At 68.4% G+C, this 23,377-nt stretch carries 30 protein-coding genes and 1 tRNA gene; 18 read left to right on the top strand and 13 right to left on the bottom strand.

Annotated elements, in window-relative coordinates:
* The 4 genes from ACE5C1_RS04645 to hemE form a co-directional block, all read right to left on the bottom strand.
* A partial coding sequence (locus ACE5C1_RS04645) for a TerC family protein (protein WP_374942892.1) occupies positions 1 to 665 on the bottom strand: 665 nt, incomplete at its 3' end.
* A 208-nt stretch (positions 666 to 873) separates the two neighbouring features.
* The gene (gene rho, locus ACE5C1_RS04640; RefSeq protein WP_374942891.1) at positions 874 to 2,130 is read right to left on the bottom strand and encodes a transcription termination factor Rho; all 1,257 of its coding nucleotides are present in this window, start codon (positions 2,128 to 2,130) and stop codon (positions 874 to 876) included.
* A 220-nt stretch (positions 2,131 to 2,350) separates the two neighbouring features.
* The gene (locus tag ACE5C1_RS04635) at positions 2,351 to 2,797 is read right to left on the bottom strand and encodes a CopD family protein (protein WP_374942890.1); all 447 of its coding nucleotides are present in this window, start codon (positions 2,795 to 2,797) and stop codon (positions 2,351 to 2,353) included.
* Between the two features lie 5 nt (positions 2,798 to 2,802).
* On the bottom strand, positions 2,803 to 3,831 hold the full coding sequence (gene hemE / locus ACE5C1_RS04630; protein ID WP_374942895.1) for a uroporphyrinogen decarboxylase: 1,029 nt from the start codon (positions 3,829 to 3,831) through the stop codon (positions 2,803 to 2,805).
* Positions 3,832 to 4,129: 298 nt separating this feature from the next.
* Here hemE and ACE5C1_RS04625 point away from each other — a divergent pair, with 298 nt between their 5' ends.
* The 11 genes from ACE5C1_RS04625 to ACE5C1_RS04575 all read left to right on the top strand — a co-directional run bounded on the left by ACE5C1_RS04625 (position 4,130) and on the right by ACE5C1_RS04575 (position 11,074).
* Positions 4,130 to 4,948 carry a pyruvate, water dikinase regulatory protein gene (locus tag ACE5C1_RS04625; protein WP_374942889.1) on the top strand — a complete coding sequence of 273 codons (819 nt, stop codon included), beginning with the start codon at positions 4,130 to 4,132 and terminating at the stop codon, positions 4,946 to 4,948.
* 29 nt (positions 4,949 to 4,977) lie between these two features.
* Positions 4,978 to 5,559: a Maf family protein gene (locus ACE5C1_RS04620; protein ID WP_374942894.1), complete on the top strand. Its 582-nt coding sequence runs from the start codon at positions 4,978 to 4,980 to the stop codon at positions 5,557 to 5,559.
* 45 nt (positions 5,560 to 5,604) lie between these two features.
* Positions 5,605 to 6,456, top strand: coding sequence for a shikimate dehydrogenase family protein (locus ACE5C1_RS04615; RefSeq protein WP_374942888.1), 852 nt, complete (start codon positions 5,605 to 5,607; stop codon positions 6,454 to 6,456).
* Positions 6,453 to 7,046 carry a dephospho-CoA kinase gene (coaE, locus tag ACE5C1_RS04610; protein ID WP_374942887.1) on the top strand — a complete coding sequence of 198 codons (594 nt, stop codon included), beginning with the start codon at positions 6,453 to 6,455 and terminating at the stop codon, positions 7,044 to 7,046. Before ACE5C1_RS04615 ends, coaE begins: the two co-directional genes overlap by 4 nt.
* A gap of 7 nt (positions 7,047 to 7,053) precedes the next feature.
* A complete protein-coding gene (gene dnaQ / locus ACE5C1_RS04605; RefSeq protein WP_374942886.1) occupies positions 7,054 to 7,752 on the top strand; it encodes a DNA polymerase III subunit epsilon in 699 nt (232 codons plus the stop codon).
* Between the two features lie 49 nt (positions 7,753 to 7,801).
* Positions 7,802 to 8,416, top strand: coding sequence for a ribosome hibernation-promoting factor, HPF/YfiA family (gene hpf / locus ACE5C1_RS04600; protein ID WP_374942885.1), 615 nt, complete (start codon positions 7,802 to 7,804; stop codon positions 8,414 to 8,416).
* Between the two features lie 63 nt (positions 8,417 to 8,479).
* The gene (locus tag ACE5C1_RS04595) at positions 8,480 to 8,947 is read left to right on the top strand and encodes a PTS sugar transporter subunit IIA (protein ID WP_374942884.1); all 468 of its coding nucleotides are present in this window, start codon (positions 8,480 to 8,482) and stop codon (positions 8,945 to 8,947) included.
* Positions 8,937 to 9,398 carry a PaaI family thioesterase gene (locus ACE5C1_RS04590; protein ID WP_374942883.1) on the top strand — a complete coding sequence of 154 codons (462 nt, stop codon included), beginning with the start codon at positions 8,937 to 8,939 and terminating at the stop codon, positions 9,396 to 9,398. The genes ACE5C1_RS04595 and ACE5C1_RS04590 overlap by 11 nt, the downstream gene beginning before the upstream one ends.
* Positions 9,395 to 9,721 carry a DUF1491 family protein gene (locus ACE5C1_RS04585; protein ID WP_374942882.1) on the top strand — a complete coding sequence of 109 codons (327 nt, stop codon included), beginning with the start codon at positions 9,395 to 9,397 and terminating at the stop codon, positions 9,719 to 9,721. Before ACE5C1_RS04590 ends, ACE5C1_RS04585 begins: the two co-directional genes overlap by 4 nt.
* 153 nt (positions 9,722 to 9,874) lie before the next feature.
* Entirely contained in the window at positions 9,875 to 10,510 is a 636-nt protein-coding gene (locus tag ACE5C1_RS04580) for a cell wall hydrolase (RefSeq protein WP_374942881.1), read from the top strand.
* Positions 10,511 to 10,567: 57 nt separating this feature from the next.
* Positions 10,568 to 11,074, top strand: coding sequence for an MmcB family DNA repair protein (locus ACE5C1_RS04575; RefSeq protein ID WP_374942880.1), 507 nt, complete (start codon positions 10,568 to 10,570; stop codon positions 11,072 to 11,074).
* Here the strand turns inward: ACE5C1_RS04575 and ACE5C1_RS04570 are convergent.
* Positions 11,071 to 11,664 carry an ankyrin repeat domain-containing protein gene (locus ACE5C1_RS04570; protein WP_374942879.1) on the bottom strand — a complete coding sequence of 198 codons (594 nt, stop codon included), beginning with the start codon at positions 11,662 to 11,664 and terminating at the stop codon, positions 11,071 to 11,073. The two genes, ACE5C1_RS04575 and ACE5C1_RS04570, sit on opposite strands and share 4 nt — an antisense overlap.
* Before the next feature lie 83 nt (positions 11,665 to 11,747).
* Between ACE5C1_RS04570 and ACE5C1_RS04565 the strand changes: the two genes are divergently transcribed.
* From ACE5C1_RS04565 to ACE5C1_RS04555, 3 genes are read left to right on the top strand one after another with little or no spacing between them, the layout of a single operon-like run.
* Complete coding sequence (locus ACE5C1_RS04565) at positions 11,748 to 12,332, top strand: SCO family protein (protein ID WP_374942878.1); 585 nt, start codon at positions 11,748 to 11,750, stop codon at positions 12,330 to 12,332.
* Positions 12,329 to 12,781 (top strand): YcgN family cysteine cluster protein, encoded by a 453-nt coding sequence (locus ACE5C1_RS04560; RefSeq protein ID WP_374942877.1) that lies wholly within the window; start codon positions 12,329 to 12,331, stop codon positions 12,779 to 12,781. Before ACE5C1_RS04565 ends, ACE5C1_RS04560 begins: the two co-directional genes overlap by 4 nt.
* Positions 12,782 to 12,791: 10 nt before the next feature.
* A complete protein-coding gene (locus ACE5C1_RS04555) occupies positions 12,792 to 13,466 on the top strand; it encodes a M48 family metallopeptidase (RefSeq protein WP_374942876.1) in 675 nt (224 codons plus the stop codon).
* Here the strand turns inward: ACE5C1_RS04555 and ACE5C1_RS04550 are convergent.
* The 7 genes from ACE5C1_RS04550 to ACE5C1_RS04520 all read right to left on the bottom strand — a co-directional run bounded on the left by ACE5C1_RS04550 (position 13,442) and on the right by ACE5C1_RS04520 (position 20,115).
* Positions 13,442 to 15,559: a PBP1A family penicillin-binding protein gene (locus ACE5C1_RS04550; RefSeq protein ID WP_374942875.1), complete on the bottom strand. Its 2,118-nt coding sequence runs from the start codon at positions 15,557 to 15,559 to the stop codon at positions 13,442 to 13,444. The two genes, ACE5C1_RS04555 and ACE5C1_RS04550, sit on opposite strands and share 25 nt — an antisense overlap.
* Positions 15,560 to 15,602: 43 nt before the next feature.
* The gene (gene msrB / locus ACE5C1_RS04545) at positions 15,603 to 16,001 is read right to left on the bottom strand and encodes a peptide-methionine (R)-S-oxide reductase MsrB (RefSeq protein ID WP_374942874.1); all 399 of its coding nucleotides are present in this window, start codon (positions 15,999 to 16,001) and stop codon (positions 15,603 to 15,605) included.
* Between the two features lie 32 nt (positions 16,002 to 16,033).
* Positions 16,034 to 17,119: an NAD(P)/FAD-dependent oxidoreductase gene (locus ACE5C1_RS04540; protein WP_374942873.1), complete on the bottom strand. Its 1,086-nt coding sequence runs from the start codon at positions 17,117 to 17,119 to the stop codon at positions 16,034 to 16,036.
* On the bottom strand, positions 17,098 to 17,781 hold the full coding sequence (locus tag ACE5C1_RS04535; RefSeq protein WP_374942893.1) for a methyltransferase domain-containing protein: 684 nt from the start codon (positions 17,779 to 17,781) through the stop codon (positions 17,098 to 17,100). Before ACE5C1_RS04535 ends, ACE5C1_RS04540 begins: the two co-directional genes overlap by 22 nt.
* Positions 17,778 to 18,839, bottom strand: a complete 1,062-nt coding sequence (locus ACE5C1_RS04530; RefSeq protein WP_374942872.1) for a type III polyketide synthase — start codon at positions 18,837 to 18,839, stop codon at positions 17,778 to 17,780. The genes ACE5C1_RS04535 and ACE5C1_RS04530 overlap by 4 nt, the downstream gene beginning before the upstream one ends.
* A gap of 363 nt (positions 18,840 to 19,202) precedes the next feature.
* A tRNA-Leu gene (locus tag ACE5C1_RS04525) sits at positions 19,203 to 19,289 on the bottom strand.
* A gap of 76 nt (positions 19,290 to 19,365) precedes the next feature.
* Positions 19,366 to 20,115, bottom strand: a complete 750-nt coding sequence (locus ACE5C1_RS04520) for an MJ0042-type zinc finger domain-containing protein (protein WP_374942871.1) — start codon at positions 20,113 to 20,115, stop codon at positions 19,366 to 19,368.
* Positions 20,116 to 20,270: 155 nt separating this feature from the next.
* Between ACE5C1_RS04520 and ftsE the strand changes: the two genes are divergently transcribed.
* Genes ftsE through ACE5C1_RS04500 form a run of 4 tightly spaced genes read left to right on the top strand, consistent with a single transcriptional unit; the run spans position 20,271 to position 23,113 of the window.
* Positions 20,271 to 20,978, top strand: a complete 708-nt coding sequence (gene ftsE, locus ACE5C1_RS04515; protein ID WP_374942870.1) for a cell division ATP-binding protein FtsE — start codon at positions 20,271 to 20,273, stop codon at positions 20,976 to 20,978.
* A complete protein-coding gene (locus tag ACE5C1_RS04510) occupies positions 20,975 to 21,862 on the top strand; it encodes a cell division protein FtsX (protein ID WP_374942869.1) in 888 nt (295 codons plus the stop codon). The genes ftsE and ACE5C1_RS04510 overlap by 4 nt, the downstream gene beginning before the upstream one ends.
* 13 nt (positions 21,863 to 21,875) lie before the next feature.
* Positions 21,876 to 22,412, top strand: coding sequence for a YdcF family protein (locus ACE5C1_RS04505; protein ID WP_374942868.1), 537 nt, complete (start codon positions 21,876 to 21,878; stop codon positions 22,410 to 22,412).
* The gene (locus ACE5C1_RS04500; RefSeq protein ID WP_374942867.1) at positions 22,409 to 23,113 is read left to right on the top strand and encodes a lysophospholipid acyltransferase family protein; all 705 of its coding nucleotides are present in this window, start codon (positions 22,409 to 22,411) and stop codon (positions 23,111 to 23,113) included. The genes ACE5C1_RS04505 and ACE5C1_RS04500 overlap by 4 nt, the downstream gene beginning before the upstream one ends.
* Before the next feature lie 18 nt (positions 23,114 to 23,131).
* On the opposite strand, the gene ACE5C1_RS04495 is transcribed toward ACE5C1_RS04500, so the two are convergent.
* Positions 23,132 to 23,377 (bottom strand): transposase (locus ACE5C1_RS04495; protein ID WP_374942866.1); only part of this gene is annotated, 246 nt, incomplete at its 5' end.

Genomic DNA, 23,377 nt, shown 5'->3' with positions numbered 1-23,377 from the left:
ACCCAGCCTTCGTAGATCATCCGGAACGCGACCACCACGATCACCGCCAGGCCGATATAGGCGATCCAGCGGTAACGATCGATGATCCGCGCGATGAAGTTCGCCGCCAGCCCCATCAGCGCGACCGACAGGATCAGCCCGACCACCAGGATCCCCGGATGCTCGCGCGCCGCTCCCGCGACCGCCAGCACGTTGTCGAGGCTCATCGACACGTCCGCGACCGTCACCGCCCAGGCGGCGCTCACGAAGCTCTTCGCGGGACCGACGCCGGCGGCGACCTCCGCCTCGTGGTTGCCGCTGCTCTGGATCTCACGCCAGAACTTCCAACTGACCCAGAGCAGCAGCAGCCCGCCCGCGAAGATCAGCCCAACAACCCCCATCAGCCAGGTGACGATCAGCGCGAAGAAGATCCGCAGCACCAGCGCCGCGCCGATCCCGATCAGGATCACCTTGCGGCGCTGCTCGGCAGGCAGCCCGGCGGCGAGCGCGCCGACCACGATCGCGTTGTCGCCCGCGAGGACGAGATCGATCATCAGCACGGAACCAAAGGCGGCGAGCGCCGCCGGATCGGACAGATTGGAGAAGTCGGCGATGATGTGCTGCCAGATCTCGGCGGGAGAGCCGGGACCCTGGATGGCGGCCTGGGCGAGGAGAGCGAGGATCACGGGCGGCTCCGAGCAGACGCCCCCTCCCGCTTGCGGGAAAGGGAAGGGACCCGCCGGCGCAGCCGGTGGGAAGGATGGGGAAAGTTTAACTCAACACGCGCGGCGCGAACAGCGGCACGGATCGGGAAACGCGTCGGCACGCGCGGAAACGCACCCGTCGGCCGAGCCGGTGCGAGTCCTGCGCCAGCATGGCCCAGGCCGCATCCGGCTACTGATTCATGCTCGCGAAGAAATCCTCGTTGGTCTTGGAATCCTTCATCTTGCCCAGCAGGAACTCGACCGCGTCGACCGTCCCCATCTGCATCAGGATGCGGCGGAGCACCCACATCTTGGACAGCTTGTCCTTCTCGACCAGCAGTTCCTCCTTGCGGGTACCGCTCTTGCCGACGTCGAGCGCGGGGAAGATGCGCTTGTCGGCGACCTTGCGGTCCAGCACGATCTCGGAATTGCCGGTGCCCTTGAACTCCTCGAAGATCACCTCGTCCATGCGACTGCCGGTATCGATCAGCGCGGTGGCGATGATCGAGAGCGAACCGCCCTCCTCGATATTGCGCGCCGCGCCGAAGAAGCGCTTGGGCCGCTGGAGCGCATTCGCATCGACGCCGCCGGTCAGCACCTTGCCCGACGAGGGCACGACGGTATTGTAAGCGCGGCCGAGGCGAGTGATCGAGTCGAGCAGGATGACGACATCGCGCTTGTGCTCGACGAGGCGCTTGGCCTTCTCGATCACCATTTCGGCGACCTGGACGTGACGTTGCGCGGGTTCGTCGAAGGTCGAGCTGACCACCTCGCCTTTCACGCTACGCTGCATGTCGGTGACTTCCTCGGGGCGCTCGTCGATCAGCAGCACGATCAGGAACACCTCGGGGTGGTTGTCGGTGATCGCCTTGGCCATGTTCTGGAGCATGACCGTCTTGCCGACGCGGGGCGGCGCGACGATCAGCGTCCGCTGGCCCTTGCCTTGGGGGCTGACGATGTCGATCACCCGCGCCGACTTGTCCTTGATCGTCGGATCGGCGGGGTCGAGCGTCAACTTGCGCTCGGGATAGAGCGGCGTGAGATTGTCGAAGTTCACGCGGTGGCGGACGACGTCGGGGTCGTCGAAATTGACCGCGGTCAGCTTGACCAGCGCGAAATAGCGCTCCCCATCCTTGGGGCCCCGAATCTCGCCCTCGACCGTATCGCCGGTGCGCAGACCGTGCTTGCGGACCTGATTGGGCGAGACATAGATATCGGCCGGGCCCGCCAGATAATTCGATTCCGGCGAACGCAGGAAGCCGAAGCCGTCCTGCAGCACCTCGATCGTGCCAAGACCCATGATCTGGTCGCCGTTCTCGCCCTGGACTTTCAGGATCGCGAACAGCAGGTCCTGCTTGCGCAGCGTCGACGCGCCCTCGACCCCCAGCTCTTCGGCCATGCTGACCAGTTCGGCGGGGGTCTTCGTCTTCAGGTCTTTGAGATGCATGGGAATTCCGAGTCTTGACGAGCGACGACGGCGAGGACTCGCGGCGATACGAAGCTGGGGCGCGCACGACAGGACGTCGCCGCGGATGTTGGCGACGTAGGATCGTCGCGGGGGCAAGTCAAGCGGGCGGGGGCAAAGCCCATGCTGGACGTCGAACGGCTTACGCCGTCGGCCGGACTTGCGCGAGTCAGGCGGACCTGGCCGCGTGACTCGCCGCGGCCTAGAACGGCTTGACGATCACGAGCACCACGATGACCGCGGTCGCCAGTCCCGGCACCTCGTTGAGTAGGCGCAACTGCTTGCCGGTCAGCGTCGGACGGTTCGCGGCGAGCTTCCTAGCATAGCCCACCATCCAGCCGTGATAGCCGGTCAGCCCAAGCACGAAGAGAAGCTTGAGATGGAGCCAGCCCTCGCTCCAATGATGCCCTACGGTCGCCAGCGTGAAGCCGAGCACCCACACGACGATCATCGCCGGGGTCAGGATGATGTGGCGGAGCTTGGCCTCGCGCGTCACCCACAGCGCGGCCTCGTCGGCGCGGGCCGCGGCAAGCGCCTCCTGATGATAGACCAGATAGCGCGGCAGCATGAACAGCCCGGCCATCCAGAAGATCACGAAGATCAGGTGCGCCGCGACGATCCAGCTGTACGACAAGACGAGATACTCCATTGCGGTCAGACCCGCACCTGGGCGATCAGCGCCTCGACATGCGCGATCGGCGTGTCGGGCAGGATGCCGTGGCCAAGATTGAAGACGTGTGGGCGGTCGGCGAAGGCGCGCATGATGCGTGTCGTGGCGCTCTCCAGCGCCTCGCCGCCGGCGATCAACGCCAGCGGATCGAGATTGCCCTGCACAGGCATACCCTGTGGCAAATACGCATGCGCCCATTCCGGATCGACCGTCTCGTCGATGCCGACCGCATCGACCCCGGTCTCGCGTGCGTACGCCAGCAGCTTGCCGCCCGCGCCCTTGGGAAAGCCGATGATCGGCACCCCCGGACAGCGCGCGCGTAAGCCGGCGACGATGGCCGCATTGGGCGCGATCACCCAGCGTTCGTATTGCGCGGGGCTGAGCGAGCCAGCCCAGCTGTCGAACAACTGCACCGTCTCGACGCCATTGGCGATTTGCCCGGCGAGATAGTCAACCGTCATCGCCGCGATCGCGTCAACGATCTCCGCGAAGGCTCGCGGATCGTTGTAGGCGAAGCGCCGAGTCTCCCCCTGATCCTTCGAACCATGTCCCGCCACCATGTAGGTCGCCACCGTCCACGGCGACCCTGCGAAGCCCAGGAAGGTGGTCGCTGCGGGCAAGGCCGCTGCGACCCGCGCGCAGGTCGCATAGACCGGGTCGAGCCGTTCGGCAGCTCCAGCGAGCGTCGCCAATGCGGCGTCAACCAGCGGCGGGTGCAGCCGCGGCCCCTCACCCACGCCGAAACTGAGGTCCTGGCCCAGCGCCCATGGCACCATCAGGATGTCGGAGAAGAGGATCGCCCCGTCAAACCCGAAACGGCGGATCGGCTGCAACGTCACCTCGGCCGCAGCCTCCGGGTCTGTCGCGAGCGCCAGGAAGCCGCCCTTCTCGCCCCTGAGTGCGCGATATTCGGGCAAGTACCGGCCCGCTTGCCGCATGAGCCATATCGGCGCGATCGGCTGACGAACGCCGCGCAGTGTCGCCAGGAGCGGCTTGGTCGTCGGATCGGTCAGGGCCTGCTCCTTCTCTATAAGGAAGAGTTTAAAGGGTTGTGGTAGGTAGTGGGCGCGTTGGTGCTGGGGCTTATGCGGGTCTGCCGATAATGCCAACAGCTTGACGTGGCGCGAACGAAGGCGGACGGTCGATTCCCATGCCGGTATCCCCGTTACTCACAGCCTGCGGATGGAACCCCATCCTGTGAGTCGAAGTGTGGATATGTCCGCTTCTGTCCACCGCTGTCGGCTTGCACGATCGGGCTTGGCATTTGTGCTGGCAGCTGTCCGCATGTTGTCCACAGATCGGTCCCGGTAGATGCGGCGGCTGCATGTCCATCTCCTTTCGGACTCGACGGGCGAGACGCTGGAGAATATCGCCAAGGCCGCACTCGCGCAGTTCGACGAGGTGGAGACGGTGCGCCACTTCTGGCCGATGGTTAGGACAGAGGCGCATCTGGAACGTATCCTTCAAGAGATCGCGCAGAAGCCCGGGCTCGTGGTTTATACGCTGGTCAACGTCGTAACCCGGCGCATCCTCGAACAACGGTGCGCGGCGCTGGGTCTGCCCGCCGTCGCGCCGCTCGATTCGGTCAGCGATGCCTTGTCCGCATTGCTCGGCCAGCAGGCAAAAGCACGGCCGGGTCGGCAGCACGTCCTCGATGCGGCCTATTTCGCGCGGGTCGACGCGATCCAGTTCACCATCGCGCATGACGATGGCATCGCATGGGAGGAGTGGGAGGAAGCCGACATCGTGCTGGCGGGGGTGAGCCGGTCGTCCAAGACGCCGACGTCGATCTATCTTGCCAACCGCGGATTCAAGACCGCCAACATACCCGTCGTCGTCGAAAGCCCGCCGCCGCCCGCCCTATTCCAGCTGAAGAAGCCGCTGATCGTCGGGCTGACGACCAGTGCCGACCGGCTGATCGCGATTCGCCGCAACCGGCTGCTGTCGCTCAACCAGGCACCCAATACCCGCTATGTCGAGGAAGAGGCGGTGGTGCGCGAGCTGGCGTTCGCCAGGCGGATGTTCGCGGATAATGGCTGGCCGGTGATCGACGTCACCCGCCGGTCGATCGAGGAAACCGCGGCGGCGATCATCGCGCTGGTCAACGACGATCGCGGGTCGGAGGCGTGACTGCTTCTACCCCGCTCGGTGGCGGCCTGGTGCTGGCGTCGCAGAGCGCTTCGCGGCGCGCGATGCTGTCGGCGGCGGGGGTGGCGTTCGTGGCGCAGGGGTCGGGGATCGACGAGGATGCCGCCAAGGCAGCGCTGGCGCATCTGTCGCCGCGCGACCTGGCCGATGCGCTGGCCGAGCTGAAGGCGCTGAAGGTATCGGCGCGGCGGCCCGAGGCGCTGGTGCTCGGGTCGGATTCGGTGGTGGCGCTGGCCGACGGCACGCTGCTCGACAAGCCGTGCGACCGTGCCGAGGCGGCGGATCACCTGGCGCGGATGAGCGGGGGTGTCCACCGGCTGTGGAGCGCTGCGGTGATCGCGGAGGATGGCCGTGCGGTGTGGCGCCACGTCGATGGCGCGAAGCTTCACGTCCGAACGCTGTCCTACACGTTCATCGAGCGCTATCTGGATGCCGAATGGCCGGCGATCGCGGGGTGCGTCGGCTGCTTTCGGATCGAGGGACCGGGCGTGCAGCTGTTCGAACGTATCGACGGGGATCATTTCACCGTCTTGGGACTGCCGCTGTTCGCGGTCCTGACGTATCTGCGCGAGCGCGGCGCGATGCCGCGTTGACACATGTTCACGTGACAACCGGTGACAACGTCTCGGAAAAAAGCGGTGGCTGAACAGGTATTTGCCGAAGTGATCGGCGATCCGATCGCGCACAGCAAGTCGCCGCTGATCCACCGCTTCTGGCTGGACGCGGCCGGGATCGAGGGAGATTACCGCAAGAGGCATGTGACCGCCGAAGGGCTGGCGACGTATTTCGCCGAACGTCGCGACGATCCGGACTGGCGGGGATGCAATGTCACGGTTCCGCACAAGCTGGCGGCGTTGGATCACGTTCCCGACCCCGGCGGGGTACGGCAGACGATCGGCGCGACCAACACCGTATTTCGCGGTGACGGCGGTGATCTGATCGCCACAAACACCGATGCAGCAGGGTTTTACGCGCCGCTTGAAGGCATTGATTTAGCCGATCGCGAGATCGTGGTGATAGGCGCAGGCGGCGCAGCACGCGCGGTATTGTTCGCGCTCGGTAGAATGGCAGGTCGTGGCGATCGCCCGAGAGGGTCGGAGCCCCTGATAGGTCGCGTCACAATCCTTAACCGCTCGCCGCTCAAGGCCGCTGCGCTCCTCGCATTGTTCGGCCTGAAAGGTCAGGCGCTGCAGCTTGGATCGAAGCTTCCGCCTGCCGCGCTGCTGGTAAATGCGTCGAGTCTCGGCATGGCCGGTCAGCCGCCGCTCAGTCTCGACTTGTCACCGTTGCCGGATGATGCGGTGGTGTATGATGCCGTCTACGCGCCGCTTGAAACGCCACTTCTTGCACAGGCACGCGGCAGGGGGCTCGAAACGATAGACGGACTGGAAATGCTCGTCGCTCAGGCGGCCATCGGGTTCGAGCTGTTCTTTGGCCAAGCCCCGCCGAGCGACCGCGACGACGAATTGCGCGCGCTGCTGACGGTATGATCAGGCTCGGCCTCACCGGCTCGATCGGGATGGGCAAATCGACGGTCGCTGCGATGTTCGCCGATGCGGGCGTGCCGGTGTTCGACGCCGATGCCGCGGTGCACCGGCTGCAGGGTCCGGCGGGACGGGTCGTGGCGGCGATCGAGGCGCGCTTTCCGGGAACGACCGGCGCGAAGGGGGTGAACCGCACCGCGCTGTCCGAAGCGGTGCTGGCCGACGATGCCGCGATGCGGGCGCTGGAGGCTATCGTCCACCCCGCGGTCGGCCAGGAGCGCGCCGCTTTCGTGATCGCGCACGCCGATGCACCGCTCGTCGTATTCGACGTGCCCTTGCTGTTCGAGACCGGGGGCGACCGGGCGGTCGATGCGGTGGCGGTCGTGTCCGCCGCCACTGCGGTGCAGCGGGCGCGGGTGCTGGAGCGTCCGGGCATGACCCCGGCTAGGCTCGACGCGATCCTCGCCCGCCAGCTGCCCGATGCCGAGAAGCGTGCGCGTGCCCGCTTCACGATTCTGACCGACGTCGCACTGGACGAGACGCGGGCGGCGGTGGCGCGCGTCATCGCTTGCCTCTGCCCCGGCGAAGGCCGATAACCTGTCGATGCGCGAGATCGTGTTCGACACCGAAACCACCGGCTTTGATTTCACCACGGGAGACCGGCTGGTCGAGATCGGCTGCGTCGAGCTGGTCAACCGGGTCGAGACCGGGCGAACCTTCCACGCCTATTTCCATCCCGAACGCGGCATGCCGGCGGAGGCGCAGGCGGTTCACGGTTTGTCCGACGCGTTTCTGGCGGACAAGCCGTTGTTCGCACACCGGATCGCCGACCTGCTGGCGTTCGTCGGTGATGACGTGCCGCTGATCGCCCATAATGCGACCTTCGACTTCGGTTTTCTCAACGGCGAGATCGCGCGTTGCGGCAACGACGCGATATGCCTGTCGCGGATGGTCGATACGCTGCAGATCGCGCGCAGCCGCCATCCCGGCGCCAAGCACAGTCTGGACGCGCTCTGCAATCGCTTCGGCATCGACCGCAGCCACCGTGTCCAGCACGGCGCGCTGCTCGACGCGCAACTGCTGGCGCAGGTCTATGTCGAGCTGATGGGCGGGCGGCAGATCGGGCTGGGATTGGTCGGCAGCGCCACCGCGATCCCCGCGCAGCCGGTTTTCGCCACCGCGGCCCCCCGCGCCGTGCGGCCCCCGCGTCATTTTACGCCAAGCGCGGGAGACTTGGCGCGGCATGCCGCGTTCATGAAAGGGATCGCCGATCCGATCTGGGGGGTTGAAGCGTCGGGGTGATGCAGCCCGCGGAGCCAATGGGACCGCGACCACATAGATGGAGAACAGCATGGATATCCGGATTTCAGGTCATCAGGTCGACACCGGCGACGCGCTGAAGCGCCACGTCGAGGACCGGCTCCAGGGTATCGCCGACAAATATTTCTCGCGCGCCATCTCCGCCGAAGTGACCTTCGGCAAGGGGCCGCACGATGCCGGGTTCAAGTGCGATATCGTCGCGCACGTCATGCGCGGGTTGGTGCTGAAAGGGCATCACGAAGCGCATGACGCGCACCCTGCCTTCGATGGCGCCGCGGCCAAGATCGAGACGCAGCTGCGCCGCTACATGCGCCGCCTGAAGGATCGCCATGCCGGCGAGGCGATCGCGGCGGCCGAGGAGGGCGCTTACGACAACGCCGGCTATACCCTGTTCCAGGAAACCAACGGCGAGGACGATGCCGGCGACGCGCCGCTGATCGTCGCCGAGACGCGGGTCGACGTGCCCGATGCCAGCGTATCCGACGCGGTGATGATGCTCGATCTGCGCAATACCGCCGCGCTGCTGTTCCGCAATGCGGGCACCGGCGCGTACAACATGGTCTATCGCCGCGGCGACGGAACGATCGGCTGGGTCGAGCCCCAGCGCGGCGCCAACGCGCAAGTGGCGGGCGCGTCCGCCGCCTGACCTATCGCGGGGGCGCGCTTGCAGCTAGAGCGGCCGCGCCCTCGCGAGACCCTTGCCACGCCGATGAACGATTTGAGCGACCTGCTGCGGCCCGACGCCGTCCTGACCGGCGTCGTCGTGCCGACGAAGAAAATGCTATTTCAGCTGATCGGCACCACGGCCGCGTCGCTGATCGGGGTAGCGCCGAAGGTGATCGCCGATCGGCTGGCGGATCGCGAGAAGCTGGGCTCGACCGGGTTCGGTGGCGGCGTCGCGATCCCGCACGCCAAGCTGGAGGGGTTGAGCCAGGTCACCGGGCTGTTCGTCCGGCTGGACCAGGGCATCGACTTTCAGGCGGTCGACGACTTGCCGGTCGATCTGACGTTCGTGCTGCTGTCGCCGGTGCAGGCGGGCGCGGATCACCTCAAGGCGCTGGCGCGAGTGTCGCGGCGGATGCGCGACCGCACGTTCCTCGCCAAGCTGCGCGGGGCAGGATCGCCCGACGCGCTGTATGCGCTGTTCGCCACCGACGATGCGCGCGATGCCGCCTGACCGCGAGAGAGGGGGGCAGGCAGCACATTTCCGGGCACTGGAATCGCTCTATGCGCAGGCGCCGATCAACACCGTCTTCGAATCGCGGCTGGAGATTGTTTCGGCCGGGGTCGCCCGCATTCAGTTCACGTTGGACCAGCGCCATTTCCATGCCGCCGGCGCGGTGCACGGCACGAGCTACTTCAAGATGCTCGACGATGCCGCTTTCTATGCCGCCAACAGCCTGGTGACCGACCGCTTCCTGCTGACCACCGCGTTCAACCTGCTGTTCACCAAGCCGCTGAAAGCCGGGCCGGTAATCGCCGAGGGCCGCTGGATCAGTGGCAAGCGCCGCGTGTTCGTTGCCGACGCACGGTTGATCGACGCCGAGGGCGATGAGGCGGCGCGGGGGACGGGCACGTTCATGCGCTCACGAATCGCGTTGGCCGGTCTGTCTGGCTATGTCTCGTGAGCGATAGGCTGCCGACAGGCATCGTCGTGTCGGCGCTGCTCCGGCGCGTGAATGACAGCGGCGGCATGGCCGCGGTGCTCGCCAGAGGCGATGCGCAGGGCGGCGGTGTGCTGGTGATGGTCGTAGATCGCGACGGCCCGACGCGCATATTCGAGCGTGGGCTCGGTTCCGAGGGACGAAGCGCGCTGATCGAGTCGACGCCGCCGCGAGACGTCGGCAATTACTGGCAGCGGCGGCGAGCGAGGGATCCTGACCTGTGGGTTGTCGAACTGGACAGCCCGCATGTGGAACGCTTCATCGCTGAAACGATCGGGTCGAATTGACTCGCCGCTTGCGGTGCGATGAACGGAATGCATCGATTGAGAGCGTTGGGCCGGCCGGGGTGCGATCCGGGCCGGTGACGCAGTCGGGGGGAAGCCCGGACGGACGGTATCATGCCGCCGTGTCCGTGATCTCACCGCATATGATGATGTAGAATGACCCTGTTCACGCGCGCCGCGACCTTTGCGGCGCTAACCCTCTCGCTATCCGGCCTGCTCGCGATGAGCACGCCAGGCGCCGCTGCCGAGCTCGATCCGACCACCGCCCGCGCAGTGGCGATCGCCCAGCCCGCCGACCAGTCTCTACAGAACACCCCGACCCTCCTTCCGGTTCCGGTCCTTCCCGTCGACGACGCCACGAGCGCTCCCGCGGCCCCGGAATTCGCCAGTCTCGATGCCGCGGTCGCCGCGCAGAGCTATGCCGCCGAAGACGAGGCGCTCCGCTGCCTCGCCGGCGCGATCTTCTACGAGGCGCAGGGCGAGCCGCTCGCCGGCCAGCTGGCGGTCGCCGAAGTCATCCTCAACCGCTCCAAATCCGGGCGTTTCCCGGCCGACGTCTGCTCGGTCGTCACCCAGCGCGGCCAGTTCGGCTTCGTCCGCGGCGGTACGATCCCCGCGGTCGACGCGACCCGCGCCGGCTGGAAGCGCGCCGTAGCCGTCGCCAAGGTCGCGTTGGCGGAGGCGTGGAACAGCCCGGCCGCCAACGCGCTCTATTTCAATGCGTCCAGGCGCAGCCCGGGTGCCCGCGCGATCCGCGTCGCCGCGATCGGCAACCACGTCTTCTACCGCTAAGATGGCCTAACCGCGAGCGGGCTTGTCCCGTTCGCGCGATGTTCTAAAGCATCGCGCATGCTGGCGACACCCGCATCCTGCATCGGCATACCCGGTTTGTCCCGGAATACGGCGCTCTGCGCAGCCGATGTGTGTCGCGGCGTGACGCGGATGCTGCTCCGGCACGACCTGACGGCGATCCCCGAAGTGCCGCTCGACGGCGGGCGCCGCGCCGACCTGATGGCAATCGACGCGCGGGGGCAGCTAGTGGTCGTGGAGATCAAGGTGTCTCGCGCCGACCTGATGAGCGACGCGAAATGGCCCGACTATCTGGCGCATTGCGATCGGTATTTTTGGGCGGTGCCAGCGGGTTTCGACACCTCGCCGCTCGATGCGCCTTCATTCCTGCCTGCGCGCACCGGCATCATCGTCGCCGATCGCTACGATGCCGAGATCGTCCGCGAGGCAGCGGTCGTGCCGCTGCCGGCGCATGTCCGCAAACGCTGCACGCTGGCGTTCGCGCGCCGCGCCGCCAGACGGACGATCGCGCTGACCGATCCCGAGGCGGATGGACTCGCCCGTTAGAGCTTGGGCCCTGAGACCGCACGACGTGCGCGTTTCGGGGTTTCGGCCAAGAGCTTGACGATCGCCGGCGGCGTGCGCGCGTCTTCGGTTGCATAGTCCCGCGCGGATTTGCCGGCCATGAGGTCGGCCTGATCGGGATCGGCGCCCGCCGCGAGAAGCTGCCGCGCGAGCTCCAGATCGCGGCGCTGGACCGCGCGGATCAACGGAGTCTCGCCCGCCGAATTGCCGAGGTTGGCGTTGGCGCGCTGACCGGCCAGAAGCGCGACGAGATCGCCATCGCCCGCGTTGACCGCGAGCAGCAGCGGGGTGTTGCCGCGCGCATCGCGCGCGTTCACGTCGGCGCCCTTGGCGATCAGATAGCGGGCATAGGTGGCGTCGCCGCGTTTCACCACGATGTGCAACGCGGTCTCACCCGTCGACGCGTCGCGAGTGTTGACCAGGGTGCTGCCAGGCTTATCCATCATCTGAGTGACGTCGTTGCCCTTGGCATCGCGGACCGCCTGCAGAAACTTGTAGCTCTCCGACTGCTGCTGGGCCGCTGCCGGGACTGCGGCGCCGAGGAGGAGCAAGGCAAGGGGGAGGCGGCGCATCGGGGCAAATCCTTTAGGAGCATGGCGGCTGGGCAGCGCGATGCTTGCGTCGAGGCGGCTAACAGATCAAGGCTGGCGCTGTCATGAACATCCCAAGATCGTTGGCCGTCGCGTTGCTCGTCGTCGCGTGCAGCCCAGTCGCTGCGCCCCCTGCGCACGCCCCGCTCGAAGGTGCGCGGATCGGCGGAGCGTTCGCGCTGGTCGACCAGGACGGGCGCACGGTCACCGATCGCAGCTTCGCGGGCAAGTACCGGCTGATGTACTTCGGCTACACCTTCTGTCCCGATGTCTGTCCGGTCGACATGCAGAATGTCGGCGCCGGCATGCGGCTGCTGGAGAAGAGCGACCCCGGGCTTGCCGCACGCGTCGTGCCCGTCTTCGTAACGGTCGACCCGGCGCGCGATACGCCTGCGGTGCTCAAGCAGTTTGTGCGCGCGTTCCATCCACGGATGATCGGGTTGACCGGCAGCCAGACGGCAATCGACGCGGCCGAGAAGGTCTATGCGATCTATGCGCGCAAAGGCGCGATCTCGCCAGGCGGGGGCTACATGATGGATCACAATAATCCGGTCTACCTGATGGATCCCGCGGGCAAGCCGGTGGCGCTGATCCCCGCCGATCAAAACCCGCAAGCGGTCGCGGACGAGATCGCGAAGTGGGCGCGATGACTGCCGTCGGAGGATCCGGACGCTTCTGGGAAGACGTGCCGATCGAGAAGCTTGATCGCGGCCAGTGGGAGGCGCTGTGCGACGGCTGCGGCAAATGCTGCATCCACAAGCTGGAGGACGAGGAGACCGGCGAGCTGTTGGCAACCAACGTCGCGTGCCGGCTGCTCGATCGGAGATCGGGGCAATGTTCGGATTATAAGCACCGCCGCGCCTATGTGCCCGAATGCGTGCGGCTGACCCCGCGCAACGTGCTGGGCGGGATCGACTGGCTGCCGTCGACCTGCGCGTACCGGCTGCGCGCGGCGGGCGAGGCGTTGCCGGATTGGCATTACCTCGTCTGCGGCGATCGCGATGCGGTGCACCGCGCGGGCATATCGGTGCGCGGCTGGACGATCAGCGAGGATGACGCGGGCGACCTCGAGCACCATCTCGTCGACCGCGAATTGTGATCCGGCTCGCGTGATCGACGGCATCGAGATCGTCCGCAATCCGCGGGCGCGATCGATGCGGCTGACGCTCGACCGCACCACGGGGCAAGCGCGGCTGGTGCTGCCGCGGCGAGCGGCATTGAAGACGGCGATCGCGTGGGCGCAGGACAAGCGGGGGTGGCTGGCCGAGCAACGGGCTTCGTTGCCGAAGCCCGTGCCCTATGCTCCGGGCACGGTTCTGGTCGTCGATGACGCCGCGCTGACGATTGCCTGGGCAGCGGGGCGGCGGCGAGCGGTGGTGCGCGAGGGCGGCCTGCTGTCGCTCGAAGGACCGATCGAGACGTTGCCCCGCCGGGTCGAAGCCTGGCTTAGACGCACCGCGCTCGACCTGCTCGCGGACGATACTCGGCATTATGCGCGAGCGGCGGGGGTAACGGTGGCGCAGGTGGCTGTCGGCGACGCGCGCGGGCGATGGGGCAGTTGCGCGTCGTCGGGCGCGATCCGCTATAGCTGGCGCCTCGTGCTCGCGCCCGCCTGGGTCCGCCGCGCGACCGCCGCACACGAAGTGGCGCACCGGGTCCACATGAATCACGGCGCGGCATTTCACGCGCTGGTCGCCGAGCTGTACGGGGCCGACCCGGCGCCTGCCCGCGTGTGGCTGCGCAGTCACGGCGCCGCGCTTCACTGGGTCGGGCGGTCGTCCTGAAGCGGGCGCGGGGCGGGGGTGCGCGGTTGGGGCGCCGGCTGCTGGCGTGACGGATCTCCACGTCCGGTGACCCGGTCGATCCAGTCCTGATCGAGCTGCTGCGGCGTCGCGGGGGCAGTGTCCGGCGGCGTCGCGCGCGGCTCGTTCGCCGGTTCTTCGGGTTCTGTCGCGGGCGCGGTTGCAATGGGATTGCCGTCGCCGTCCACCATCTGGCCGGTCGCCATGCCATTGTCCGGATCGCCGTAGTAACTTTCCTCGTCGGGCTCGAGCTGCCATTCGGGGAGCGTCACCTGGGTCTCGAACTGCTCGATCGGTCGGTTGGCGGTCGCAGGACGCATGAACGCCGCCCAAGCCTGTGCCGGGGCGGTGCCACCGTGAAGTCCCGCGATCGGGCGCGCATTGTCGCGACCCATCCACACGCCGGTGGTGAGCCCGCTGGAGAAGCCGAGGAACCAGCCGTCCTTGGACGAGCTGGTGGTCCCGGTCTTGCCCGCAACCGGCCGCCCGATCTGCGCGGCGCGGCCGGTGCCGGTATTGACCGCGGTCTGGAGCAGGTCGGTCATCTGCGCGGCGACATAGGGCGCGACCAGCACGTGGCTGCGATCGACCTCGTGGGTGTAGATCGTTTCGCCGTTCGTGGTGACGCGGGTGATGCCGTAAGGGGTGACCGCGACCCCCTTGTTGCCGACACTGGCAAAGGCGCGGGTCATGTCGAGCAGGCGGACGTCCGACGTGCCGAGCACCATCGACGGATGCGTGTTGACCGGAGTGGTGATCCCGAACCGTCGCGCCATGTCGGCGACGGTGGCGAAGCCGACCTCCTGTCCCAGTTTCGCAGCTACGGTGTTGAGCGAATAGGCGAAGGCCGTGCGCAAGGTGACCGGGCCGGAGTTGTGGCGGGAGTCGTTGCGCGGGCTCCAGCCGTCGATGGTCACCGGCTCGTCGACGATCGAATCCTCGGGCTTGTGCCCTGCCTCTAGCGCGGCGAGGTAGACGAACAGCTTGAACGCGGAGCCCGGCTGCCGCTGCGCCTGGGTCGCACGGTTGTAGATCGAGCTGACGTAATCGGTGCCGCCGACCATCGCGCGGACCGCGCCGTCGCGGTCCAGGCTGATGAGCGCGCCTTGTGCACCCTTGGGCACATTGGCGCGGATCGCGGTGTCGGCCTGGCGCTGCATCGACGGGTCCAGCGTGGTCCACACTTCCAGCGGCGCCTGCTGCTCGTCGATCAGCACGTCGAGCTGGGGCAGCGCCCAGTCGGTGAAATAGCGCACGCTGTTCTGGCGCGCTTCGGGGACCAGCTTGAGGCCTTGAACGTCGGCGGCGTCGGCTTGCGCCGCGGAGATCGCGCCGGTTTCCTTCATCGTCGCGATGACGACCCCGGCGCGCCCGACCGCGGCCTCGGCGTCCGCGGTCGGGGAGTAATTGGACGGTGCCTTGACCAGACCCGCGATCACCGCAGCCTCGGCAAGCGACAGTTCGTCGGCGCCGTGACCGAAGAATTTGCGTGACGCAGCATCGATCCCGTAGGCGCCGCCGCCGTAATAGACCTTGTTGAGGTAGAGTTCGAGGATCTGGTCCTTGGTGAACGCGCGTTCGATCGCCAGAGCCAGGATCGCCTCGCGGAACTTGCGTCCGAACTTCTTCTGGCTCGACAGAAAGACGTTGCGCGCGAGCTGCTGGGTGATCGTCGATCCCCCTTGCGTCCAGCGCCCGCGGTCGTAGCGCGCCTTGACCGACCGCGCGACGCCGATCGGATCGACGCCGAGATGCGAGCGAAAACGGCGGTCCTCGACCGAGATCGTCGCGTCGCGCATCACTGCGGGGATGCGGTCATAGGGGAGCCACTGGCCATAGCTCGGCCCCAGGCTGACGATCACCGATCCGTCGCTGGCGTGAACGCGGATCATCTGGCCGTTGGGCGACGATTTGAGCTGGTCGAACGAAGGCAGCTGCGCGCGCGCGACATAGACCGCGATCGCCAGCGCTGCGAACGCCAGCACCGCGAGACCTGCCAATACCCCGATCGCGATGACGATCCGGCGGCGCCAGGGAGATTTCGGGGCGGATTTGGGAGAGCGTGCGCGAGCCATCAGCGGGCGGCGGGATACGCGCTAACCAACCGCCCTACAAGCGTCAGTCCTTGCGCGCCCGGAAGTCGAGGCTGACCGAGTTCATGCAATAGCGCAGGCGCGTTGGCGGCGGGCCGTCGGGGAAGACATGGCCGAGATGGCTGTCGCAGCGGGCGCAGCGCGTTTCGGTGCGGGTCATGCCGTGGCTGGTGTCGCTGTGATCGCGGACTCGGTCGGCCTCGATCGGCTGGGTAAAGCTGGGCCAGCCCGATCCCGAGTCGAACTTGTCGGCGCTGTCGAACAGGTCGAGCTGGCATGCGGCGCAGCGGTAGATTCCGTCGGCCTTGTTGTTGTTGAGCCGGCCGCTGAAGGCGCGCTCGGTCCCCGCCTCGCGCAGCACGTGATATTGTTCGGGGGTCAGGCGCTTGCGCCATTCGACTTCGGAAAGGTTCATCTGGTCCATGGTTGCGAATTTCGGGCGGCACGGGGTCCACGTCAAGCGATCACTCGTACGATTCGCGTGGCGTCCGCGCTAATTCGGATCAGGCTGGGACGCAGCAGCGGCAGAAGAGCGGGCGCGGCGCGGCTTTCGGCAAGGCGGCGCAGCGTGCCCGCGGCGAGCATCGGGGGCGCGACGCTGCGTGCAAATGCGGGCTGCCAGCGTTCGGCGGAGCCGCCGTGTAGATGCGCCGCGGCGGCGCTGCATCCACTCGCAATCGCTATTCCCATGCCCTCGCCCGCGAGCGAGGGGATGACCGCGGCCTGGTCGCCGAGGCGGAACACGCCGGCGGCGGTACTGCGCGCGCGCCAACCGTAGGGGACGTTGGCGATCGCGTCCGGCGCGCTGCCGTCCCAGCTCGCAAGGCGCTCACCGAGGTGCGGCAGCGCGTCGCCGAGCGCGCGGAGCAGCGCCGCCGGACCGCCCGCCGCCTGCATTCGCGAGCGGTGGACCGCCATGCAGACGTTGGCGCTGCCATCCTCCTGGAGTGCGATGCCTGCATAGCCGCCGCGGAACAGGTGGAGCTCGACCGCGTCGTTGACGAGCCTGGTCAGTGCCGGGCTGGGCGCGAGGCGGACGCGCAGGCCGAGCGTCGGATCGCGCCCGCGGGCGTCTTCCGGGCGGGCTGTTCCGCGGATATCGTGCTTGCCGCTGGCCAGGAAGAGCGTGTCGGCGGCGATCGGCGCGCCATCGGCAGTGCGGGCTTCGCGTGCGTCGATCGAGCGGACCGCGACGCCACGCTCCACAGCGGCGCCGGTCGCGACGGCGTGCGCGAGCATGACCGTGTCGAGGCGGTGGCGCGAAACCGACACTGCGGGAGCAGGAAGCGCGGCTTCGATCTGGCGGTGTCCGGCGACGATGCGGACGCGGGAGAGGCGGGCGGGGCTGAGCGTGTCGGCAGCGATGCCGAGTTCGGCCAAGGTGCGCAGCGTCTGCCAACTCAGGAAGCCGCCGCACAGCGCGTCGCCGGTCTCGCGGGTGCGCTCGACCAGCAGGTGGGGCGCGCGGGCTCGCGCCAGCACGATCGCCGCGGCTGCGCCGGCGGGCCCGCCGCCGACAATCAGCGCAGGCGTTCGACGCATAGCCTGAAGGGGAAGGCGCGGAACACGCGGGCGTCGCGGATGCCCGCTTCGGTGAGGATCGGCGGCCATTCCGCCGGGCGATAGGCGCGTGCGATCGACAGCGTGCCGTCGTGGCGGACGATCGGGTGCCAGCGCGCCAAGCGAGCCAGCAGCGGAAAGCCGCGGTGGGCGAAGGCGTGGCGGTGGAGGTCGTTGATGAACCAGGTGCGGGCGTTCGCCTCCATGAAGCGCAAGAAGGCGACGAGCTGGGCGTGGGTCATGTGGTGGGCAACCAGACTGGAGACGATCGCGTCCCACGGCCCGGCAAGATCGGCATAGTCGCCGGTGACGTAGCGGATCGGCAGGTCGGAAGGGGTATGCGCGCGTGCGGCGAGCTCGCTGCGCGAGTTGAGGTCGACGCCGACCAGTTCGGCGGCGATGCCTTTTCGCGCTGCCCAGCGGGCGATGCGGCGGAGCATGTCGCCGTCGCCGAAGCCGACGTCGAGGAGGCGGAGCCGCTTGCGTTCGCCGACCGCGCGATCGATGAAGGCGAGTGTGGGGCGCGCGGCCAGCGTCACGACATTGACCTTCGCCAGATCGCCGACGACTGCTGCGTAGGTGGTGGCGTCGAGGTCGTCCGCGTCCATCAGCTCCTCGGCCTGCGCGCGCCGTTCGAGCATCAGCGCGCGCTCGCGAAGGCGAAGCCCTCGGCGGCGAGGCCGGGGCCGAAAGCGAGCGCGACCCCGGCGCCGACCGGCGGCCCGGCGAGCAGGCGCGCGAGGACGAACATCAGCGTGGCCGACGACATGTTGCCGTTGTCCGCCAGTACCGCGCGCGAGGCGTCGAGCGCGTCGGGCGCCAGTGCCAGCGCGTTCGCGACGGCGTCGAGGATCGAGCGGCCGCCGGCATGGACCGCCCAGGCGTCGATCGCGGCCGCCGGGTGGCCGCCAGTGACGTGCGCGGCGAACGCGGGGTCGGAAAGCGCGGCAGCGATTCGCCCCGGCACTTCGCCCGAGAGATGCATCGCGAAGCCGCGGTCGGTGATGTCCCAGCGGATCAGCGCAGCGGAATCCTCCAGCGTCGCGGCGAAGGGTTTGTCGATTTCCAACCCCTGTGCGTCGCCGGTGACCAGCGCTGCGGCGGCGCCGTCGCCGAATTGGAGCATCGCGAGCAGCGGCTCGAGCGTATGAGCGGATTGCAGGTGAAGCGTCGACAGCTCGACCGCGACGACGAGGACGCGCGCGGCCGGTTCGGAGCGGACGATGTGGCGCGCGCTGCGCAGTGCCGCGACCGCGGCGTAGCAGCCCATGAAGCCGATCAGCAGCCGCTCGACGCCTTGCAGGTTGAGCTCGGCGGCGACGATCTGGTCGATTCCGGGCGCGACAAATCCGGTGCAGCTGGCCACGACGAGATGCGTGATGCCGTCGAGATCGGCGGTGGCCGCCAACGCGCGGATCGCTTCGAGTGCCAGCGCGGGAGCTTCGCGCGCATAGATGCCCATGCGATCGGCGGTGCCGGGCAGCGGATCGGCGTCGTAAAAGCCGCCGGGCGCCACCGGCGAACCGCCGCCGGGCGCCGGGGGCAGGACCGACCAGCGATGCCGGATCGCGGATCGGCGCGCCATGCGGGCAAACACCGCGGCCTCGCGCGGCGCGACCCGCGCCCCTGCCCAATCGCGGAATGCGTCATGGATGTCGTGAGGGGGGACAGCGATGCCGATGGCATTGATATAAGCGGACAAGGACGATCTTTCCGGAGCGAGTCGTCAGGCGAATGCGAAGCCCGACGCGCGATGTTCCCACGGGGTGCCCTGAACGCATCGCCGCGGCAACGCCAGCCGCAAAACGGCGGGCGCGATCACCCTTCGTCGCTACCGCTTTCGCCGGGCGAACCCAGCACCGCGAATGCGGCATGCGCGGGGGCGGTGAAAACCACGTCGGTGTCGTCTTAATGCCAGCTCGCCTCGGCGTGGTTGCCAACACCGATCGTGGAGGAAAGGTCGAGGCCGCCATGTGTGGGCGCGTCGTTGCCGGAGTCGCCATCGTCGGCCAAGTCGTTGGTCGGCAGGTCGGGCGTAGCGCGGCAGCGAGCCGCTCGGGAAAAGTGGTGCGGCCGAGAAGACTCGAACTTCCACGGGCTTTCGCCCACAACGACCTCAACGTTGCGCGTCTACCAGTTCCGCCACGGCCGCACGTGTACACCGCCGGTGACCCGGCAGCTGGTAGGCGCGAGCCCCTAGCAGGCACGCGCGGGCGCCGCAACCGCGATTAATGCGCGCTTTCGCCGGCGAAGCTCAGCTCCAGACGTTTGGAGTTGGAGGGCACGTCCAGCTTGGCCGAATTGAAGTCGATGCTGCCGCCGGGTGGCAGCATCCGACGCTCGGGCGTGATCGTCCAGCCGTAGACGAGGCGGCCTTGCGCGTCGCGGAGCTCGGCGCGGATGTCGGGGACGCGCTGGCGCGACGCGGATGGATTGGTGACCTGCCCGCTGACCGCGAACAGCTCGGAGCCGTTCTCCAGCTCGCGGCGCTCGATCGGATTGTCCTTCAGGCGCAATGGAGATTCCGCGGCGCCCACCGGCAGCCCCAAGCGCGCGGCCAGGCCGGGCGCGCCCAGCCATACGATCGCGGCGACGCCCCCCAGCATCAGCAGGCCAACAGCGACCGCTGCCCAGGTCCGGCGGCGCAGCAGGTTGGGGCGCGGGCGGAACGGCGGGCGAGGCGCAAAGGCATCGTAGGGCGTGGGATCGGCGACCGGTGGTACGACGGCGGCCGGCGGCGGCAAAGACGGCCGCGGTGGCGTGACGCGATCGTTGCTATCCTCGTCGACATCGTCGATCGCCGCCTCGTCCGGGACGGTCGCGGCCGAAGAGCGCTCGGTCGGCGCAAGCTCGATCGGAGCGGGCGCCTGAAACCAGCTGTGACGGCAGGTGGCGCAGCGCACCGTCCGGCCCTCGATCCCGATCGCGCTGTCGGGCACGAGATAGCGGGTGCTGCACTCAGGACACTCTAGGATCATCGGGCTGGATTCATTTCGGGGGGATCATGCGAAACGCTTCACGGTAGGGCGCCGCGCGTGGTGCAGCGACGCGTGAGACTAAGCACGCGCCTGGCCGATGTGGCAAGCGGGGGATGCTTGTCGCAAGGACGCAACCTGTGCGAAGCGGTGGGGCAATGGCGAGCATCGTCCAGTTCGAGAATGTCGGCCTGCGCTACGGCACCGGTGACGAGACGCTATCCGACGTCAGCTTCACGCTGGGCAGCGGGGCGTTCTATTTCCTCACCGGCGCGAGCGGGGCGGGCAAGACGTCGCTGCTCAAGCTGCTCTATCTGGCGCAGCGGCCGAGCCGCGGCATCATCCGGCTGTTCGGCGAGGACATGGTGCTGCTGCCGCGCGACCGGCTGCCCGGCTTCCGGCGCAGGATCGGGGTGGTGTTCCAGGACTTCCGGCTGGTCCCGCACCTGTCGGTCGCCGACAACGTCGCCTTGCCGCTCAGGGTGGCGGGGGTGCCCGAGGCGGACATCGTCCAGCCGGTCCGCGAGATGCTGGCGTGGGTCGGGCTGACCCAGCGCGCCGACGCGCGGCCGGCGACCTTGTCGGGGGGCGAGCAGCAGCGGGTGGCGATCGCGCGCGCGGTGATCGCGCGGCCGGAGATCCTGGTCGCGGACGAGCCGACCGGCAACGTCGATCCCGACATGGCCGAGCGGCTGCTCCACCTGTTCGATACGCTCAACCGGCTGGGGACGACGGTGGTGGTCGCGACCCACGACCTGCACCTGATCGGCAGCATCCCGCACGCGCAGATGATGCGGCTGGACGCGGGACGGCTGCTCGATCCGACGGGGTCGTTGCGCTACCCGCCCGCGCGGCCGGGCGCATGAGCGCAGGCACCTCCGAGCGCCGCGTCCTCGACGAGGCGGGCGGCGTGCGCGCGATGACGTGGGTGATGGCGATCATGGTCTTTCTCACCATGCTCGCCGCCGCGCTCGGGCTGGCGACCGCCGGCGCGGCGCGGTCGCTCGACCGGAACCTGGCGGGCAAGCTGACGGTGCAGGTGATCGCGGGCGATGCCGCGGCACGCGATGCGACCGCCGCCGGGATCGCCCGCGCGTTGCGGACCTTGCCCGGGGTGCGGCGCGCGGACGTGGTCGACCGCGCGGCGATGACCCGGCTGCTCGCGCCCTGGCTGGGCAGCGACGGCGCGGACCCCGACCTGCCGGTCCCGGCGATGATCGACGTCGAGCTCGACGACCGCGCGGACGGCGCCGCGACGGGGGCGGCGGTGGAGACGGCGGTGCGCGCGCGCAGCGCGTCGGCGCGGGTCGACCGGCACGCGGCGTGGATGTCGCCGGTCGGCGGCTTCATGCGGACGCTGACCGCGCTGGCAGCCGGGGTCGTCGCGCTGATGGCGTCGGCGACCGCAGTGGTCGTCGTGCTGGCGGTGCGCGCCGGGCTGGACGCGCACCGTGCGACGATCGAGGTGATGCACATGCTGGGGTCGACCGACGTCCAGGTCGCGCGGCTGTTCCAGCGCAGGATCGCGATCGACGCCGCATTCGGCGGCGCGTGCGGGGGCGTCGCGGCGGTGGCGATGCTGGCGGTGCTGGGCACGCAGGCGTCGGGGCTCGGGTCCGAGCTGCTCGGGCAAGTCGCGCTGGGGCCGCTCGATTGGGTCGCCATCGCCATCCTCCCGTTCGCGTTCGTCGTGCTGGGGATGGCGGCGGCGCGAGTGTCGGTGACGCGGGCGTTGGGGCGGACCCTGTGAGCCTTCTCGCGTCATGATCGTCCGTTTGCTGGCCGTGCTGGCGATCGCCTGGGCACTGGGTTTCGTGGTGTTCATGCTCGCGCTGCCGGGGCCGCTGGCGCCCAACACGACCGACGCGATCGTCGTGCCGACCGGCGGCGCGGGGCGGATCGACCGGGGGCTGGCGCTGCTCCAGGCGCGGCAGGCGCGGCGGATGCTGGTGACCGGGGTCGGTCCCGGGGTGCGTCCGGCGGATCTGGCGCGGACGTACCGCGTGCCGCCGAGGGTGTTCGCGTGCTGCGTCGATCTCGGCAAAGATGCGGTCGATACCCGATCGAACGCCGAGGAGAGCGCCGCCTGGATACGCGCGCATCGCTTTCGCAGCGTTCGGCTGGTGACCTCCGACTGGCATGTGCCGCGCGCGAACATGGAGTTGAAGGCGGCGCTGGGGCCCGGCGTGATCGTGCTCGGCGACGGTGTCGAAGGCACGCCGCGACTCGGGACGCTGATTAATGAGTACGACAAGTTGTTGTTGCGGCGGGTGGCGCTTTGGATCGGGATCGGCGGATGATCGACTGGGTGCGCACCTTGCTGTTCCGAATCGTGTTCTACGGTCTGTCGGTGCCGATCGTCGCGACGGTGCCGGTATCGGCGCTGTTCGGGCAGCCCGTCGTGATCGCGCATGCGACGGTGTGGACGCGCTTTCATCGCTGGGCGGCGCGGGTGTTCCTGGGCATCCATATCCGCATCGAGGGCGAGCGGCCGGTGGGGCCCGCGCTCTATGCATCCAAACACCAGGCGATGTTCGAGACGCTGGAATTGCAGGCGTTGCTCGATGGCCCCGCGATGGCGCTGAAGCAGGAGCTCGCCAATTTGCCGGTGTGGGGGTGGGCGGCGCGGCGTTACGGCGCGCTGGTAGTGGACCGCGAGGGATCGTCGACCGCGCTCCGCCGGATGCTGCGCGACGCGAACGCGGCCAAGGCCAAGGGGCGGTCGATCCTGATCTTTCCCGAAGGCACGCGGGTGCTGCCGGGCGAGCAGCCGCCTTTGAAGCCGGGCTTTGCCGGGCTGTACCGGATGCTGGCGCTGCCGACGGTGCCGGTGGCGTGCGATACCGGGAGGCTGCTGCCCAAGCGCGGGGCCAAGCATCCCGGCGTGGTGACCTTCCGCTTCGGCGCGGCGATCCCGCCGGGGCTGTCGCGGGCCGAGATCGAGGCGCGGGTGCATGCGGCGATCAATGCGCTGGATACCCCCACGAGCCGCGGAAGGTGAGGCTAGAGTCAGCCTCGCTCAAGTTTGCACATAGCCTGAGTGGGGGATGTAGTTGGCGCACTCTGCGGGACGGAAGCGTTCGAGGATGTGTTTGAGTGCAGTGACGATGGCGTCGAACGAGCGTGGAGCTGCGCGCCGGAGCAGCGCTTTCAGCTTGGCGAACACCTGCTCGATTGGGTTGAGGTCAGGGCTGTAAGGCGGAAGGTAGAGCAAGCCCATGCCGGCGGCCTCCAGGCACTCGCGGACGCCGGGGACCTTGTGGGC

Source organism: Sphingomonas sp. (assembly GCF_964263785.1).
GTDB lineage: Bacteria > Pseudomonadota > Alphaproteobacteria > Sphingomonadales > Sphingomonadaceae > Sphingomonas.
Note: the sequence above shows the minus strand (reverse complement) of the source record. Positions and strands in the feature narration are given on the sequence as shown.

What these genes read in the sequence shown, in the direction of transcription:
- rho (WP_374942891.1), bottom strand. Translation starts at nt 2,130, where the DNA reads ATGCATCTCAAAGACCTGAAGACGAAGACCCCCGCCGAACTGGTCAGC.
- ACE5C1_RS04635 (WP_374942890.1), bottom strand. Translation starts at nt 2,797, where the DNA reads ATGGAGTATCTCGTCTTGTCGTACAGCTGGATCGTCGCGGCGCACCTG.
- ACE5C1_RS04625 (WP_374942889.1), top strand. Translation starts at nt 4,130, where the DNA reads ATGCGGCGGCTGCATGTCCATCTCCTTTCGGACTCGACGGGCGAGACG.
- coaE (WP_374942887.1), top strand. Translation starts at nt 6,453, where the DNA reads ATGATCAGGCTCGGCCTCACCGGCTCGATCGGGATGGGCAAATCGACG.
- dnaQ (WP_374942886.1), top strand. Translation starts at nt 7,054, where the DNA reads ATGCGCGAGATCGTGTTCGACACCGAAACCACCGGCTTTGATTTCACC.
- hpf (WP_374942885.1), top strand. Translation starts at nt 7,802, where the DNA reads ATGGATATCCGGATTTCAGGTCATCAGGTCGACACCGGCGACGCGCTG.
- ACE5C1_RS04595 (WP_374942884.1), top strand. Translation starts at nt 8,480, where the DNA reads ATGAACGATTTGAGCGACCTGCTGCGGCCCGACGCCGTCCTGACCGGC.
- ACE5C1_RS04590 (WP_374942883.1), top strand. Translation starts at nt 8,937, where the DNA reads ATGCCGCCTGACCGCGAGAGAGGGGGGCAGGCAGCACATTTCCGGGCA.
- ACE5C1_RS04580 (WP_374942881.1), top strand. Translation starts at nt 9,875, where the DNA reads ATGACCCTGTTCACGCGCGCCGCGACCTTTGCGGCGCTAACCCTCTCG.
- ACE5C1_RS04575 (WP_374942880.1), top strand. Translation starts at nt 10,568, where the DNA reads ATGCTGGCGACACCCGCATCCTGCATCGGCATACCCGGTTTGTCCCGG.
- ACE5C1_RS04570 (WP_374942879.1), bottom strand. Translation starts at nt 11,664, where the DNA reads ATGCGCCGCCTCCCCCTTGCCTTGCTCCTCCTCGGCGCCGCAGTCCCG.
- ACE5C1_RS04565 (WP_374942878.1), top strand. Translation starts at nt 11,748, where the DNA reads ATGAACATCCCAAGATCGTTGGCCGTCGCGTTGCTCGTCGTCGCGTGC.
- ACE5C1_RS04560 (WP_374942877.1), top strand. Translation starts at nt 12,329, where the DNA reads ATGACTGCCGTCGGAGGATCCGGACGCTTCTGGGAAGACGTGCCGATC.
- ACE5C1_RS04550 (WP_374942875.1), bottom strand. Translation starts at nt 15,559, where the DNA reads ATGGCTCGCGCACGCTCTCCCAAATCCGCCCCGAAATCTCCCTGGCGC.
- msrB (WP_374942874.1), bottom strand. Translation starts at nt 16,001, where the DNA reads ATGGACCAGATGAACCTTTCCGAAGTCGAATGGCGCAAGCGCCTGACC.
- ACE5C1_RS04540 (WP_374942873.1), bottom strand. Translation starts at nt 17,119, where the DNA reads ATGCGTCGAACGCCTGCGCTGATTGTCGGCGGCGGGCCCGCCGGCGCA.
- ACE5C1_RS04520 (WP_374942871.1), bottom strand. Translation starts at nt 20,115, where the DNA reads ATGATCCTAGAGTGTCCTGAGTGCAGCACCCGCTATCTCGTGCCCGAC.
- ftsE (WP_374942870.1), top strand. Translation starts at nt 20,271, where the DNA reads ATGGCGAGCATCGTCCAGTTCGAGAATGTCGGCCTGCGCTACGGCACC.
- ACE5C1_RS04510 (WP_374942869.1), top strand. Translation starts at nt 20,975, where the DNA reads ATGAGCGCAGGCACCTCCGAGCGCCGCGTCCTCGACGAGGCGGGCGGC.
- ACE5C1_RS04505 (WP_374942868.1), top strand. Translation starts at nt 21,876, where the DNA reads ATGATCGTCCGTTTGCTGGCCGTGCTGGCGATCGCCTGGGCACTGGGT.
- ACE5C1_RS04500 (WP_374942867.1), top strand. Translation starts at nt 22,409, where the DNA reads ATGATCGACTGGGTGCGCACCTTGCTGTTCCGAATCGTGTTCTACGGT.